10 protein-coding genes are annotated in these 14,898 nt (G+C 40.5%); 6 read left to right on the top strand and 4 right to left on the bottom strand.

Annotated elements, in window-relative coordinates; all coding sequences use genetic code 11:
- Window positions 1-52 precede the first annotated feature (52 nt).
- On the top strand, window positions 53-3,061 hold the full coding sequence (locus M9949_12445) for a T9SS type A sorting domain-containing protein (GenBank protein ID MCO5252209.1): 3,009 nt from the start codon (window positions 53-55) through the stop codon (window positions 3,059-3,061).
- 165 nt (window positions 3,062-3,226) lie between these two features.
- Here the strand turns inward: M9949_12445 and M9949_12450 are convergent, their stop codons facing one another.
- Window positions 3,227-4,474 carry an aminotransferase class I/II-fold pyridoxal phosphate-dependent enzyme gene (locus tag M9949_12450; protein ID MCO5252210.1) on the bottom strand — a complete coding sequence of 416 codons (1,248 nt, stop codon included), beginning with the start codon at window positions 4,472-4,474 and terminating at the stop codon, window positions 3,227-3,229.
- Window positions 4,475-4,746: 272 nt separating this feature from the next.
- Here M9949_12450 and M9949_12455 point away from each other — a divergent pair, with 272 nt between their 5' ends.
- From M9949_12455 to tnpA, 4 genes are all read left to right on the top strand, one after another.
- On the top strand, window positions 4,747-6,909 hold the full coding sequence (locus M9949_12455; protein ID MCO5252211.1) for a TonB-dependent receptor plug domain-containing protein: 2,163 nt from the start codon (window positions 4,747-4,749) through the stop codon (window positions 6,907-6,909).
- 147 nt (window positions 6,910-7,056) lie between these two features.
- Window positions 7,057-7,671 (top strand): hypothetical protein, encoded by a 615-nt coding sequence (locus M9949_12460; protein ID MCO5252212.1) that lies wholly within the window; start codon window positions 7,057-7,059, stop codon window positions 7,669-7,671.
- Between the two features lie 217 nt (window positions 7,672-7,888).
- A complete protein-coding gene (locus M9949_12465; protein ID MCO5252213.1) occupies window positions 7,889-8,419 on the top strand; it encodes a DUF695 domain-containing protein in 531 nt (176 codons plus the stop codon).
- Window positions 8,420-8,947: 528 nt separating this feature from the next.
- Entirely contained in the window at window positions 8,948-9,388 is a 441-nt protein-coding gene (tnpA, locus tag M9949_12470; GenBank protein ID MCO5252214.1) for an IS200/IS605 family transposase, read from the top strand.
- Window positions 9,389-9,610: 222 nt separating this feature from the next.
- Here the strand turns inward: tnpA and M9949_12475 are convergent, their stop codons facing one another.
- Both M9949_12475 and M9949_12480 read right to left on the bottom strand, forming a co-directional pair.
- A complete protein-coding gene (locus M9949_12475; protein ID MCO5252215.1) occupies window positions 9,611-11,359 on the bottom strand; it encodes an ABC transporter ATP-binding protein/permease in 1,749 nt (582 codons plus the stop codon).
- A complete protein-coding gene (locus tag M9949_12480) occupies window positions 11,359-12,300 on the bottom strand; it encodes an SDR family oxidoreductase (protein ID MCO5252216.1) in 942 nt (313 codons plus the stop codon). The genes M9949_12475 and M9949_12480 overlap by 1 nt, the downstream gene beginning before the upstream one ends.
- A 141-nt stretch (window positions 12,301-12,441) precedes the next feature.
- On the opposite strand from M9949_12480, the gene recG reads away from it, so the two are divergent.
- Window positions 12,442-14,652: an ATP-dependent DNA helicase RecG gene (recG, locus tag M9949_12485; GenBank protein MCO5252217.1), complete on the top strand. Its 2,211-nt coding sequence runs from the start codon at window positions 12,442-12,444 to the stop codon at window positions 14,650-14,652.
- Here the strand turns inward: recG and M9949_12490 are convergent, their stop codons facing one another.
- Window positions 14,653-14,865 carry a hypothetical protein gene (locus M9949_12490; protein MCO5252218.1) on the bottom strand — a complete coding sequence of 71 codons (213 nt, stop codon included), beginning with the start codon at window positions 14,863-14,865 and terminating at the stop codon, window positions 14,653-14,655.
- Window positions 14,866-14,898 lie beyond the last annotated feature (33 nt).

Genomic DNA, 14,898 nt, shown 5'->3' on the forward strand with positions numbered 1-14,898 from the left:
ATACTATTTTGTTAAATTTGTAATCATTAATTATAAACATTAAGGTTTTGTGATGAAATTAAGATTCGTACTATTTGCTTTTGCTCTTCTACCTTTGTTCATTGTAGATGCTTATTCCCAGATAGGCAGAGACTACGTCCCGTATTATATTGATAGTGAGTATCTGCACAACTATCCCCAATTTAAGAACTTACCACTATATACCAGATTAAGACACAACCCTGACCACCCAATACCTAAGGACAACTTTATAGCACCTGAAAGATTTATGTCTGAAGATGGAATTGAAATCGTCAATGTCTCTTCGACATGGAGAAATGCCCAAACTGAAACATGGATAGCTGTTAATCCACTGAATCCTCAAAATATAATTGCTACTTCGAATGATAATGAATATATAGCCGGTTTTGACGGATTCAAGATGTCTGCGTTTGTTACCGATAATGGAGGCAAAACATGGAGACACAGCCCAACACCACGCAATTCCGGACAATGGTTTACCCCAAAAGGTAGCCAAGCAACAATTTTTGACCCGGGAATCGCATTTGATTCCAAAGGTCATGCATACTATGTTTATGGCTTTGCAAGTACAGAAGGTAGTGAAGAAGAATCCGACAAAAGACAAAACGGAGTTTTTGTTGTCAAATCTACTGATGGCGGCTCCACTTGGGATGCAATTAAAGACGGCTCTCCAAATGGTATCAATGCTGTAACGCTTGATGCTTTTAGTGCTGCCGGCAACCCATTCCACGACAGATATTCGATAGCTTGCGATTTCAGTCCCAATTCACCTCATAAAGATAATGTTTATATTTCTTGGCGTGTGTTCCGCGGTATTAATGGTATAGTGTTTTCGCGTTCAACCGACGGCGGAGAGACCTTTTCTAGCTATAATAAAATAGCAGATAACGGACAAGCACCCGTACCGGCTGTTGGACCAAATGGCGAAGTTTATTTGGCTTGGATTGACAGAGGGGCTAATAACTTAGCGTATGCTATGTTTGCACGTTCGACAAACGGTGGACTATCTTTCTCGTCGCCAATTGAAGCACAAAGAGTTACCAGTATTGGTGACCTAAATGCTTCTAACGGCAGAAACGAATTGGTTGATAAAAGAAACATTAGAGTTTCATCTCCGCCACAAATTGCGGTTGATATATCAGGTTCTGCTTACAGCGGTAACATTTACATCGTCCAAGCCGGGCGTGAAGCAAGTAGCCTTAATTATGGAATTTATTTGTCTAAATCAACAAACAATGGCACAGTTTGGCAAAAAAATATTCGCATTGATAACTCCCAAATCCGAAACGATATGTATTTCCCGAGTATTTCTTGCGACCCCGTTACTGGAATGATTGCTGTATTGTATTATTCCTCACAAGACCAACCGTCTAATAAACTTGTTGATGCTTATGTTGCCATTTCGATGAATGGCGGTGACACATGGAGACATATTAAGGTATCTCCTTTCGCTCATTCATTTGAACACAACAATAGTGTATTCCCACAAGGTCCGACAGGGGGCGTCTATTGGGGAGATTATACAGGCATAAGTGTGTATAATAGCCGCATTTATCCATTGTTCTGGATGTCAGCTCATCAAAATTCACTCTATTATTATAATGACCTCTATACAGCATTGCTTTCTCCTGCTCCTAAGCCTCCAACAAATCTATCTACTGATGTTGTAATGGAGCCTAAAGTGGCAATTAAAATTAATTGGGTCAATCCGACTCATAGTTTATTGGGAGATGAATTAGACGAATTCAAAATTAACATTTTCCGAAATAGCGTAAAGATTGGCGAAGTTCCAAATTCTCAAGCCGCTTCATATGTTGATAATGATGTTGTTTCGGGTGTGAATTATTCATATAGTTTGCAAGCTGAAATGCCAAACGGACTTACGAGCACATTAGCATACATATCGGCAATAGGAGGTGGTAGTCCGAAATCAATGCCTCCGACTGAAATTTCATGGCGTCCCAATACAGACGGAATTTTAATTTCATGGCGTAATCCCTCTACCAATATTCACGGAAATGATTTGCACGACAAACTCAAATTTGTTGTTCTGGATTATAACACCGAAGCTGTTTTGGGAACATTTGAAGATAATCTTGCTGCGGGCGAGATTTCGACAGCTTTGATTAGTTTGCCGAAGGAACAATTTCACAGATTACGTTTCAAATCTATGACTGTTCGTGGTTCGATTGAAACATTGAGCGATTACTCGCAAGAGTCAGTTTTAGCTTATTCCGGCGCTCCACTTGATGATTTATCCGAAAATTTCGACAATGCAAGTTCACTAACACCACATTACAAAGAAGGCACTTGGGGCATTACAAATAAGAAATCATCAAGCCCACCAAATTCATTTACTGACTCACCTGACGGTGATTACTTAGCTCGTACAGACGATGACCTTATTTTTGCTCCTGTTGTGATTAAAGCCGGCAAATCAACATTTTCATTCGAGCATATTGCTTTGCTTGATACTGTGACACAAACCATTGATGGAATTGTATGGTATGATGTTGGAGCAGTCTCTTGGTCAAATGATTTCGGTAAGACTTGGAATTACTATCATTTTTGGAATGCAGCAAGTTCGTCTAAATTCATTTTGAATGATTTGGCTAATAGCCAATGGGAACAAGTTGCCAAAGATATGAGCCAATATATTGGCGATACAATTATCTTCAGATTTTCGATGCGAACAAACAACATTCGCCAAGCTGAAGGGTGGTTTATTGACAATATTGAGCTAAACGACTCTCCTGCAGGAGTGGACAGTGACATAATCACTCAATCGTTAATTTTCACCTATCCAAATCCTGTTAGCGATGCTTCACAATTGCAAATTGATTTGACACGTTCGGCTAATATCAACGTTTCACTTTATAATTCGCTCGGTATCAAAATCATGGATTTAACCGACGAATTTGCAACTCAAGGACGCAAAATTATGAAATACGACCTATCGAGCATAAATTCCGGATTGTATTTCTATCGTATCAATATGGACGGAATCACTAAGACTATTCCGATTTCGATTGTAAGATAAGGACAAAATTATTGCTTTTTATAATGGGATTTCAATAAACGAAATCCCATTTTTTTATATAAATAAAATACTGCCTTAAGCAATTGAAATATAAGAAAATAATAATATAAAAAAAATGGATTGACATAAATATGCCAATCCATTTCTATTATTGTTAGAATTTTATTAATTCATATTATCTGCGATTTGATGCGCTTTCATGAGAGAGTCTTCATTTACTAAGCCGACTTCTGCCAAACATTCTACCAATCGTTCAAATGTTCGCCCGATTTCAAAATCCAAACCGAATGAAAAGCGAATCAAACTGCCCGACATTCCGATTTCATGCTGCATATCCTCAGGTATTTCCGATGATGTACTGTGGCTTGGCGAACTGAACAAAGTCTTATAAAAGCCCAGGCTGACAGCAAAATAACCGACCAAATTGTTTTGCATGAGCGGCAATAATTTGTTGGCAATTTCATCAGATTGAACATCAATTGTCACCATGCCGCCCCATCCGAAACCCGGATTTAGGAAACGTCTCATCAGTTGATGTTGCGGGTGTGAACGAAGCCCTGGATAGACGACTTTGATTCCGATGCGCTCGAGTTGGCGTGCAATAAATGATGCATTTTTGGAATGCTGGTTCATCCTGACGTGTAAAGTGCGGAGATTTTTCAAGATACTCGCTGCTCGCAAACTGTCCAACGTTGGACCAAGCAACATAATAGCACCTGAATTGACATCTTTGAGGCTCGCAATGAAATCGTGGTCGGCACAAACTGCTCCACCAACTGCATCGCTGGCGCCATTGATAAACTTAGTCAAACTGTGTACTACAATATCGGCACCGAGATTTTTCGGGGAAATTAGCATCGGAGTAAAAGTGTTGTCAACGATAAGTTTGCAATTATGACGCAATGCAATTTCCTTCAAAGCCGGAATATCAGCAAGTTCGAGCATTGGGTTGCTCATTGTTTCGCAATAAATTACTTTCGTATTGGCAGTGATTGCCGATTCGACTTCTTCCAAATCCAAAATATTCACAAAATTCGTATTGATTCCCAAGCGTGGGAAAAAGTTTTTCATCAGTGCAAATGTGCCCCCGTAAATCGTACGACTTGACACGATTTCATCCCCTTGTTGGCAAATTTGCAACAATGTTGTGCTGATAGCGCCCATACCACTTGCTGTGACGTGAGCCGATTCCGTATTTTCTAATAATGCCAATGCATCCGACAAAAATTTGTTCATCGGATTCATATGTCGTGAATATAAATAGCAACCTTCGATTTCTTGTTGGAAAATTTCCGCCATTTTCTCGGCGCTCATAAAGGTAAAAGTTGATGAATCAGTAATGGACGGATTGACGCCGCCGAATTCACCAAATACAAGATAATCTTGTATCCTACTTGCCGGTTTATCTTTCATATTTGTATCCTGCTTTTAACAGTTGAATTAATAATTATTCAAAATTGCACAAAATTTTCCATATATACAACAAAAATCGTAATGAATTCGAGCAATCATATCGTTTTTCCATTCAAAAAATCACAATTTCAAGAACAATCTCAGTATTAATAGTAAGCAACATTTTGGTTACAGAATTTCAAATAATTTCATTATTAGGTGCATACAACTTTATATTTGTATGCAACTGATTTGCAATATTGTTTAAAGTAATTATTTAATAAGGTGTACATATGTCAAAATCAATAAATTCGATTCTGTTAATAGTCTTCTTGCTTTTCGTCTCAGCAATAGTCACAAAAGCTCAGGATACAACTAAGTACAATTTCCCCTCAGTCAATATTTTGGGAGTAAAATCAAGCTCAGTTGATTACACGCCGGGCACTGTCAATATAATCAATAGTAAAGTTCTCCAAATGACTCGTGGACTTAACGGTACTCAAGCATTCGAGACTATCCCCGGAGTAAACGTGGTGGACGAAGAGGGCGTCGGGCTACGGATGAATATGAGTATTCGCGGTTTAGACCCCGATAGAAGTCGTTCTATTCTTGTGCTCGAAGACGGGATGCCTACTGCACTCGCACCATACGGTGAACCTGAAATGTATTACACGCCTTTGATGGACAAAATGTCGAGTGTGGAAATCCTGAAAGGCTCGGGCTCGATTATTCACGGTCCTCAAACAATTGGCGGAGTCATCAATTTCCTTACAAATGAGCCAAATGATATTCCCGGTCTTGGCTTCAAATTCAATGGTGGAAGTGGTGGTTTTGTCAATTCCAAAATTGCTTACGGCACAACTACATCCGATCACGGATTCTTAGTAGAATACAATCACAAATCCGCAGACAAAATCGGCGTTACCCAATTCGGCGTCAATGATTTGATGTTCAAATTCAACGTGGCATTCAATTCACGTTCGAGCATTAAATTCAAACTTGGATTTTACGACGAAGAATCAAATTCGACTTACGTTGGCATAACTCAAAATATGTTCGATAACGGCGACTATTTCACACACGTTGCTCCCGACGATATTTTGGCGATTAGACGTTACTCGGCTCAATTATCGCATCAATACATTGTGAACAATAATATGTTTTTCGTGACAAATTTTTACGGCTATACAACTACTCGTAATTGGAATAGACAAAATTTCTCGTCATCGAAACCCTCAGACTGGACAGGTGATGTTTACGGAGATACTACGATTTCCGGCGGTGCTCTTTATATGCGAAATTCGACAGGAAATCGCGACAGACAATTTGAAGTAATGGGCGTGCAGCCGCAAATTTACTACAATTACGACTTAGGCGGATTGAAAAATGAAATGACCGCCGGAGTGAGAATGCACTACGAGCGCGCTTTCGAGCAAACTATCAATGGCAAAGTTGCGGGCGCAATCAAAGGTGATTTGGTCGCCGACGAAGTTCGGACTGGTTATGCCGGAAGTGCATTCATCCAAAATCGATTCTTCGCTTTGGAAAATTTGATAATTACTCCGGGCGCAAGATTTGAGCAATTCAATTACGAACGCGTTATCAATCGTGTTTCATCGAAGGATACAAATATAGTTGGCAATAACGATGTCTCGGCGATTATCCCGGGGATTGGTGTCAATTATAATTTTCATCCCGGACTTGGTTTATTCGCAGGAATACATAAAGGATTTGCGCCACCGCGTACCAAAGATGCTATCAATAATTCAGGAGTATCCATTGACCTTGAAGCCGAACTCAGTTGGAATTCAGAAATTGGATTCCGCGCCGATTTCGACAAATTGGTCAACATCGAAGTAACCGGATACCAGCTGAACTTCAGCAATCAAATTATACCAATCTCCGAATCATCCGGTGGTCTCGGTACTGACGTAGGCTATGTGAACGGTGGCTCGACATTGCATTGGGGCATTGAATCCGCAATTGGCTTCAATATTTCGCAAATGCTCAAAACTGATTATGCAATCAATCTCAGCACCACTTTCAATTACGGAAAATCCACTTACGATGCCGATAGATTCATTCCCGTTGCAGAAGGTGCAGTGAACGTCAAAGGCAATGAATTGCCATACGCACCAAATTTCAGCTTTAGTACGAGTTTGCTCGTTGCCACTCCATTCGGCACAAGTTTCTACGTCACCGGGAAATATCTCGACAAGCAATTTACCGATGAACTAAACACCGTCGCACCTTCCGCAAATGGCAGAGCAGGAGTGATTGATTCGCGCTTCATCATCAATGCAACCATCGAACACAGGTTAGACAATCCAAACTTGACCTTGTTCGTTTCATTGAAAAACATCACCGACGAGCGCTATATTTCGAGCCGCCGTCCGCAAGGAATCAAAGTCGGCTTACCCCAAATGTTCGTTGCCGGAGTTGACTTCAGAATCTAATTTCCGCCTCGCAAAATAAAATGGCTACCCCGCAAGGGTAGCTTTTTTTTTCTCAAATTTTTATATATATTTGCATATTACTTATTGAGTAGATGTAGGTAAGTGATGGGGGAAGCTTTGCCGGACAGAAAACCGGACAGAAAAAATATGGACAAAAAACTATTCATGGGACTATTTTTTTCTTTCATCGCTTCGACAATTATTGGGACTTTATCTCACGAATTCGGACACTACATAGTTGCCAAATATCAAGGTTACGACGCGCGAATTAATTATAGTGCGACATTTTGGCAATCTCCCGACCCTGAGAATCCGATAATTCCAAGCTGTCCCATCGCAATGGCACTTGGCGGACCTGTTCAAACTATGCTCACCGGGACAATTGGTCTTGTTCTACTTTTTTTGTATCGCAAAAGCTTCTACCAAGCAGACAAACTTTCATTTGGGCAATGGCTAATTATATTTCTTTCTCTTTTTTGGCTAAGGCAAACGGCAAATTTTTGCATGTGGCTTGCTGGCTATTTCTTAAACGGTAAGTTTTCTATGGGCGGTGACGAAATACGTATTGCAAATTATTTCGACCTTCCAATTTGGTCAATAACCTCCATAACTGCAGTTATCGGAGCTTTCGTTTTGGCAATAATTACTTTCAAATTTATTCCTCCAAGACAACGAACTACGTTTTTAATGGCAGGACTATTAGGTGGAATAGCAGGTTTTTACTTATGGTTAATACAATTTGGTAAATACATACTGCCATAATTCACAAATGTTCGTTGCCGGTAACTTCAGAATCTAATTTCCGCCCTCGCAAAATAAAAATGGCTACCCCAAAAGGGTAGCTTTTTTTTTCTCAAATTTTTATATATATTTGCATATTACTTATTGAATAGATGTAGGTAAGTGATAGGGAAATGGGAATGGGGTGGAGAAGGGTTGTTAGCAGTAACTTTAAACGAAACCATAATTAGAAAATGCTATGAAAAAACAAATAAGGATATTAATACTCATGGGACTTTTAACAACTCTATTTGGTTGCATAAAAAACAACAAGACTGAAAATATAGATATATTTCCAAAGGAAAGTTTTTCAGTAGTAGAAGCACAAATTGGAGACAAACCAGTTGTAGGTTCGTTTAATATGGCTTATAAAACTTACAACAAGAAAGCAAACTATCCTTGGTGCCTTAAAATAGCAATTGGACTTGACCTTGATAACTTGTATGAAAACGGACTACCAAAAAATGAAGAAAGTGCAATCGCAAATAAACTTGAAGACGAATTATTTGCTGAAATTCAAAAAATTACAACAGCACATTACATTGGACATCTCTTTAACGACACTTTTTTAGACATTTACATTTATCTTGATGCCCCTGAAGAAGTTCATCAATATTTGCAGAGCCAAATAAACAAAGAAGATTTAATTCGTGGGTTTGGTTACGAAATCAGCGAAGACCCTAATTGGACAACAGTCGAAGGATTACTGATTGGAGAAACAAGCAACTAAACTACAACTCCTCAATTTCTTTGGAACGGTTAAAACCTGTGTATGGGTTGAATCACAAAACATAGCCCACGAATTTATTCGTGGGTCACAAAATGCAAATTAAATCATAAACCATTTTAATGGTTGGAGAACATATAATTTGTAAATGGATAAATCCATTTATCAAATGTCCGCAAAACTTTCTCCACGGTTAAAACCGTGGGCTATGTTTCTTTTGCTCGTGTTTTTTTTTCACGATTAAAACCGTTGGCTATGTTTGTCATTCTCGTGTTTTTTTTTCACGATTAAAACCGTTGGCTATGTTTGTCATTCTCGTGTTTTTTTTTCCCCCCACGGTTGAAACCGTGGGCTATGTTTGTCATTGTCGTTTTTTTTTTACGGTTTAAATATTGTTTATATCATCACAATAAAAAATGATTATCCAATTCATATAACATATCAAAAAAACATAGCCCACGAATTTATTCGTGGGTCACAAAATGCCAATGAAATGATAAACCATTTTAATGGTTTGAAAAGGGAAATGTTATGCCACATTCATTCAATAAAATATGGATACATTCAATATGGTCAACCAAAGATAGGATGCCCCTAATTGATTTGAGTTTTGAAAATAATTTGTACCAATATATTTCTGAACAACTACTCGAACAAACGTGTCCCGTAAGAATTATCAACGGAACGTCCGACCATATCCATTGTTTGTTTTTATTAAACCCACAGAAATCAATTGTGGATGTTATCAAACAAATTAAAGGGAGCAGTTCACATTTTGTAAATCAAAACAATTTTATTAAAGAGAAATTCGTATGGCAAACAGGTTATGCAGCCTATTCGATTTCGGAGTCAGTTGTGGAAAAGGTTTTCCAATACATTCAAAATCAAAAACAACACCATAAAAAGATAACATTTCAGCAAGAATTCGACGATTTTTTGAAAATATATGGGTTTATGAATAAAACGACATGAGCAATGAAAATGGATAAATCCATTTATCAAATGTTCAAAAATCGTCCCCACGGTTAAACCGTGTGCTATGTTTTCGTTCATTTTTTCCCCACGGTTAAAACCGTGGGCTATGTTTGTCTTTCTCGTGTTTCTTTTCCCACGGTTGAAACCGTGGGCTATGTTTATTTTTCTTGTGGTTTCTTTGTTTCCCCACCGTAGAAATCGTGGGCTATGTAATCCCCCTCACAACTCCTCAATCTCCTTCGCTAATTGTTGGAGGCGGAATATGTTGGCGTATTTGCCGTTTAATGTGACTAATTGCTCGTGGTTGCCCGATTCGGCGATTTTGCCTTTGTCGAGCAAGATAATGTTGTCGGCATTCATCACGGTTGAAATCCTGTGCGAGATAATAATTGTGGTGCGGTCTTTCATGAATTCCTTCAAATTGCCCAATACGAACGATTCTGTCGCCGAATCCACGGCTGAGAGCGAATCATCGAGTATCAGAATCGATGGATTGGTAATCATGGCGCGTGCTATCGAAACTCGTTGCTTCTGCCCACCCGAAAGTGTGATGCCACGCTCGCCAAGCATTGTGTCGTAGCCGTTTTGGAAAGTCAGGACTTCCTCGTGCAACTTGCATTTTTCGGCAACGGCAATAATTTCTTCCATCGTAGCTCTGGGATTGCCAAAACTGATATTGCCCTTGATTGTATCCGAAAACAGGAATGGCTCTTGCGGCACGACCGAAATATGCTTTCTTAGCAAATCAATCGGAATACTTTTCAAATTATGTCCGTCAATTTTAATTGCACCGGAATTCGTTTCAAAAAGCCGCAAAAGCAAATTAATAATCGTTGATTTGCCGGTGCCAACCGAACCCACGATACCCAAAGTTTTCCCCTTAGAAATTCGGAACGAAATATCATCTAACACTATGTTTTCAGTGCTCGGATATTTGTAATTAATTGAATCGAACTCGACTTCGCCCTCAATTTTCTTAATCGAATTATCAGTTTCGCTGTTGTTGGCAATCTCCGGAACCTCTTCGAGCAACTTGCCGAGACGCGCTGAGGAAGCCGCTCCCCGTTGAATTAGGTTCGTAACCCAACCAATCGCTGCCACGGGCCACACCAAAAGCTCGAGATAAATGAAAAATTGCGCCAAATCTCCCAAAGAAGCCCGCCCATCAATAACCAAATTACCGCCATAAGCAAGAACTGCAATATGAGACAAGCCTACAAGCACCATCAGCAAAGGCATGAATATGGCTTCGATACGTGCAAGACGCAGATTTTTGAACAAATACTCTTTGCTCATTGCTGCAAATCGAGTGTATTCGTAAAATTCGCGCGTGTATGCCCTGATTACTCGAACTCCGGAAATACTTTCCTGTGCTTGTGTGGTAAGTTCTGCAAATTTCGACTGCACATCTTTAAATGCAATATGAATTTTCTTGCCAACTAAATAAGTCGCATACGCTATGAATGGCAGCGGAATCAGACCTATCATCGTTATTTCGGGATTCAGAGTAAGCATGAAATACAGTGCAAAAGTAAAAGTTGTGACCGTATTTGCGGAATACATGATTGCAGGACCCAGAAATTCCCTCGCCGCCGGAATATCGTTTGTAGCGTGAGCCATCAGATTCCCCGTCGGATTTTTGTGAAAGAAATTCATAGATTGGCTCTGAATCGAATTGAGCAAATCTTTCCGCAAATCATACTCGATTTCACGCGATGCTACAATTATCATTCGACGAGTTAGGAACATGAAATATCCCGCAAACGCCGTCAGCAGCAATATGTACAAAATATTGAGCAATATTTTGTTCATATCATAATTGCCGTCAACAATCATGTCAATCGTTGTACCGACCAATCTCGGCACGTATGTGGCGCAAAGATTAGCAATCGTTACAACAATCAAACCCAAAATCAGCTTTTTCTTGTAGCGCTTCAAATATGGTATTAATCTGTATAACTCCTTCATTATACTAAATTTAGCCTCTTTTTGAAGTCAGCAATTGTGCGCATGAGCCCTGCTTTGCGTTCTACTTTTGGTTCCCAATTCAATATCTCACTCGCCCGAGTAATATTCGGTTGGCGAACTTTTGGGTCGTCGGAAGGCAAATCTTCGAAAACAACTTTACTTCGGGAGCCTGTCAGTTCGATAATTTCTTTGGCTAATTCAAGCATTGTCAATTCTGCCGGATTGCCGATGTTTACCGGGTCTGTCTCATCACTCAGCAACAGGCGATAAATCCCCTCAATCAAATCGTCCACATAGCAAACCGAGCGTGTTTGGGCGCCATCACCGTAAACAGTTACGTCTTCATTTTTTAGCGCTTGATTGATAAAATTGGGAATTGCTCTGCCATCTTGCAATCTCATTCGTGGTCCGTAAGTATTGAAAATGCGCACAATGCGGGTTTCGACGCCATGATAGCGGTGATAAGCCATTGTCAGCGCTTCGGCAAACCGCTTTGCTTCGTCATAAACGCCGCGATAGCCCACAGGATTGACATTTCCCCAGTAATCTTCGGGTTGCGGGTGAATCAACGGGTCGCCATAAACTTCGCTGGTGCTTGCTAAAAGGATTCTCGCATTTTTAGCTTTTGCCAATCCAAGCGCCTTATGAGTGCCAAGCGAACCTACTTTGAGCGTCTGAATGGGCAACTTCAGGTAATCTATAGGCGAGGCGGGAGACGCAAAATGCAAAATATAGTCCAAATCGCCTTCTACATATACGTAATTTGTAACATCGTGGAGTATGAATTTGAAATTGGGATTGCCCATCAAATGAGCTATGTTGTCTGGTGAACCGGTCACGAAATTGTCCATACACACTACTTCGTAACCCTCTGCTATAAATTTGTCGCACAGATGCGAGCCCAAAAATCCTGCTCCACCTGTAATTAATACTTTTGCCATTAAAAATCCGAAATTATATTACAATTTTAAGAAAATCTACACCAAAAATCAATAAAAATTTGAATATCACCGAAAATATATACAAATTTGCTTAGAGTAATTTTTTCGTTTAATATTGTATTTTTTCCGAAATGTAATTTGATGAACGCAAACGAGATTCAATATATAAAAGGTGTCGGACCCAAAAGAGCCGAAATACTTGCAGAAGCAGGAATTTTGGCACCTGACGATTTGGTCACATACTTCCCGGCATCGTACATTGACCGCAACGCTCGGACTACAATCAGCAATCTGTTTCGCGAGCTTGGTAGCCACGATATGATTGATGTGGAATTGACAAGTAGCGTAGGATTTCGGTCTATTTCTACAATCGTAGCCAAAATTATCAAAAAGTCCGAAAATTCATTCGGCAAAAAACGCAAATTTCTGAAGCTGACTTTGAGCGATGGCAGTGGAACTAATGCAAGCATTTTCTTTTGGAATTATGTCCAATATTATTCCAAGCATTATCAGGAAGGGCAGATTCTCGCGGTCAGTGGCAAAGCCGAGATTGACAAGTATAATTCCGTAAACTTTTCTCATCCCGAGATTGACATTTTGGAATCGGACGATGCGCGTATGTACGAGAGCGGGATGATTTTGCCGAAATACCGAATTACGGAGAAGATGGCAAAAGGCGGCATCACGAACAAAATGCTCAGTAATATCATCAATCAACTGCTCGAAGCGAACACTATCAGGCTTTCAGAATCTTTACCGGACACAATCCGAAAAACTTTGAATATGCCTGATATAAAATCTACCGTGCTGAATCTGCATTTCCCGCAATCGGAGGATTTGCTCAATCGTGCAAGGTGGCGAATCAAATTTGAGGAGATATTTTATTTTCTGATGAAAGTAGAAAGCATCAAGCACAAGTCTAAAACGAGCGAAAATGCTTATCTAATCGAAGGGAAGAGCAAATTGGCTCGGCAACTATACGATAGTTTGCCATTTGAATTGACGTCCGACCAAAAGAAGGTGCTGAATGAAATCGCCGGTGATTTTCGCTCCGGGCAAGCTATGAATCGCTTGCTGCAAGGCGATGTCGGCTCGGGCAAAACGATTGTAGCCGCATTGTCAATTTTGATGGCGATAGATGCAGGCTTTCAATGCGGATTGATGGCGCCGACGGAAATTTTAGCCGAGCAACATTACAGCAACTTGAGCAAAGTATTCGAGCCGCTGGGTCTGGAAATTTTCAGACTTATGGGTGGGCAAACAGGCAAACAACGAAAATATGCACTCGAAAAAATTGCTGATGGAACAGCACATCTCATCATCGGCACTCATGCCATGTTTAGCGAAAATATTATGTACAAAAATTTAGCATATTTGGTAATTGACGAGCAGCACCGCTTCGGCGTCAAGCAAAGGGGTGATTTGATTAATCTGAGCAAAAATTCATCCGAATCGAAAGTGATGCCGCACGTTTTGGTGATGTCGGCGACACCGATTCCGCGAACGCTGACTATGACTGTTTACGGCGATTTGGACGTGTCAATCATTAAGACTATGCCCAAAAACCGGATTCCAATCAAGACCTATGTATCGTTCGACAGCAAAAGGGAGGAAATTTACGATTTTGTCCGGCGAAACGCAAGCGATGGCGGTCAGGCATTCATCGTGTTCCCTTTGGTCGAAAAATCCGAGAAAATGGAAGAATTGAAATCGGCAACCGAGCATTTTGAATTTTTATCAAAGGATATTTTCCCCGAATTGCAGTGTGGTTTGGTTCATGGGCAAATGCACTGGAGCGAGAAAGAGGACGCTATGCAAAAATTTTTGGCAAAGGAATATGACATTTTGGTGGCGACGACTGTGATTGAAGTCGGCATTGATATTCCGAATGCAAATATAATGTTAATTGAAAATGCCGAACGCTTCGGATTGTCGCAATTGCACCAACTTCGGGGCAGAGTGGGGCGCGGTACTCGCGAATCCTATTGCATTCTGATGACCAAGGACAACTACCAATACAGCATGAAACGCGGGACTGATTCGACTGACGAGCGAATAACAGCGATTGCGAGATTGAAAACGATGGTGCAAACCACCGACGGATTTGAAATTGCCGAAACCGATATGAAGCTGCGTGGTCCCGGCGACATAATGGGAACCAAGCAATCGGGACTGCCGGAGTTCAAATACCTAAGTCTTGCGGAAGACGGCGAAATCATCGCTCAAGCCAAAAAAGCAATCGAATATTTGCTCCGCGACGACCCAAAATTGAACAAAACACAGAATTTGCAAGTGCGCGCCAAATTAGTGAAGCTACTGCGTGGCAGCGACAATTATTTCGAGATAGCGTAACTACACCACCTCTCTCGACACTTTAACGAATCTGAAAAAGAGCAAGACGACGGCAGTGCCAAGCCCAAATAAATAGCCGAGCCAAACGCCGTAGGCGCCGTAGTCAAAGACAAATGCTAAGGTGTAGCCCGTTGGTATGCCGACGCACCAATAAGCTATTAATGCAGTCAAAGTCGGGATTTTGACATCCTTCAAGCCACGCAATGCACCCAAAGATACTACTTTCGCCTTATGCTTTACGCGAAG

This window comes from Candidatus Kapaibacterium sp. (genome assembly GCA_023957315.1).
Taxonomy (GTDB): domain Bacteria; phylum Bacteroidota; class Ignavibacteria; order Kapaibacteriales; family UBA2268; genus PGYU01.

What these genes read in the sequence shown, in the direction of transcription:
- M9949_12450 (MCO5252210.1), bottom strand. Translation starts at nt 4,474, where the DNA reads ATGAAAGATAAACCGGCAAGTAGGATACAAGATTATCTTGTATTTGGT.
- tnpA (MCO5252214.1), top strand. Translation starts at nt 8,948, where the DNA reads ATGCCACATTCATTCAATAAAATATGGATACATTCAATATGGTCAACC.
- M9949_12465 (MCO5252213.1), top strand. Translation starts at nt 7,889, where the DNA reads ATGAAAAAACAAATAAGGATATTAATACTCATGGGACTTTTAACAACT.
- M9949_12460 (MCO5252212.1), top strand. Translation starts at nt 7,057, where the DNA reads ATGGACAAAAAACTATTCATGGGACTATTTTTTTCTTTCATCGCTTCG.
- recG (MCO5252217.1), top strand. Translation starts at nt 12,442, where the DNA reads ATGAACGCAAACGAGATTCAATATATAAAAGGTGTCGGACCCAAAAGA.
- M9949_12480 (MCO5252216.1), bottom strand. Translation starts at nt 12,300, where the DNA reads ATGGCAAAAGTATTAATTACAGGTGGAGCAGGATTTTTGGGCTCGCAT.
- M9949_12475 (MCO5252215.1), bottom strand. Translation starts at nt 11,359, where the DNA reads ATGAAGGAGTTATACAGATTAATACCATATTTGAAGCGCTACAAGAAA.
- M9949_12455 (MCO5252211.1), top strand. Translation starts at nt 4,747, where the DNA reads ATGTCAAAATCAATAAATTCGATTCTGTTAATAGTCTTCTTGCTTTTC.
- M9949_12445 (MCO5252209.1), top strand. Translation starts at nt 53, where the DNA reads ATGAAATTAAGATTCGTACTATTTGCTTTTGCTCTTCTACCTTTGTTC.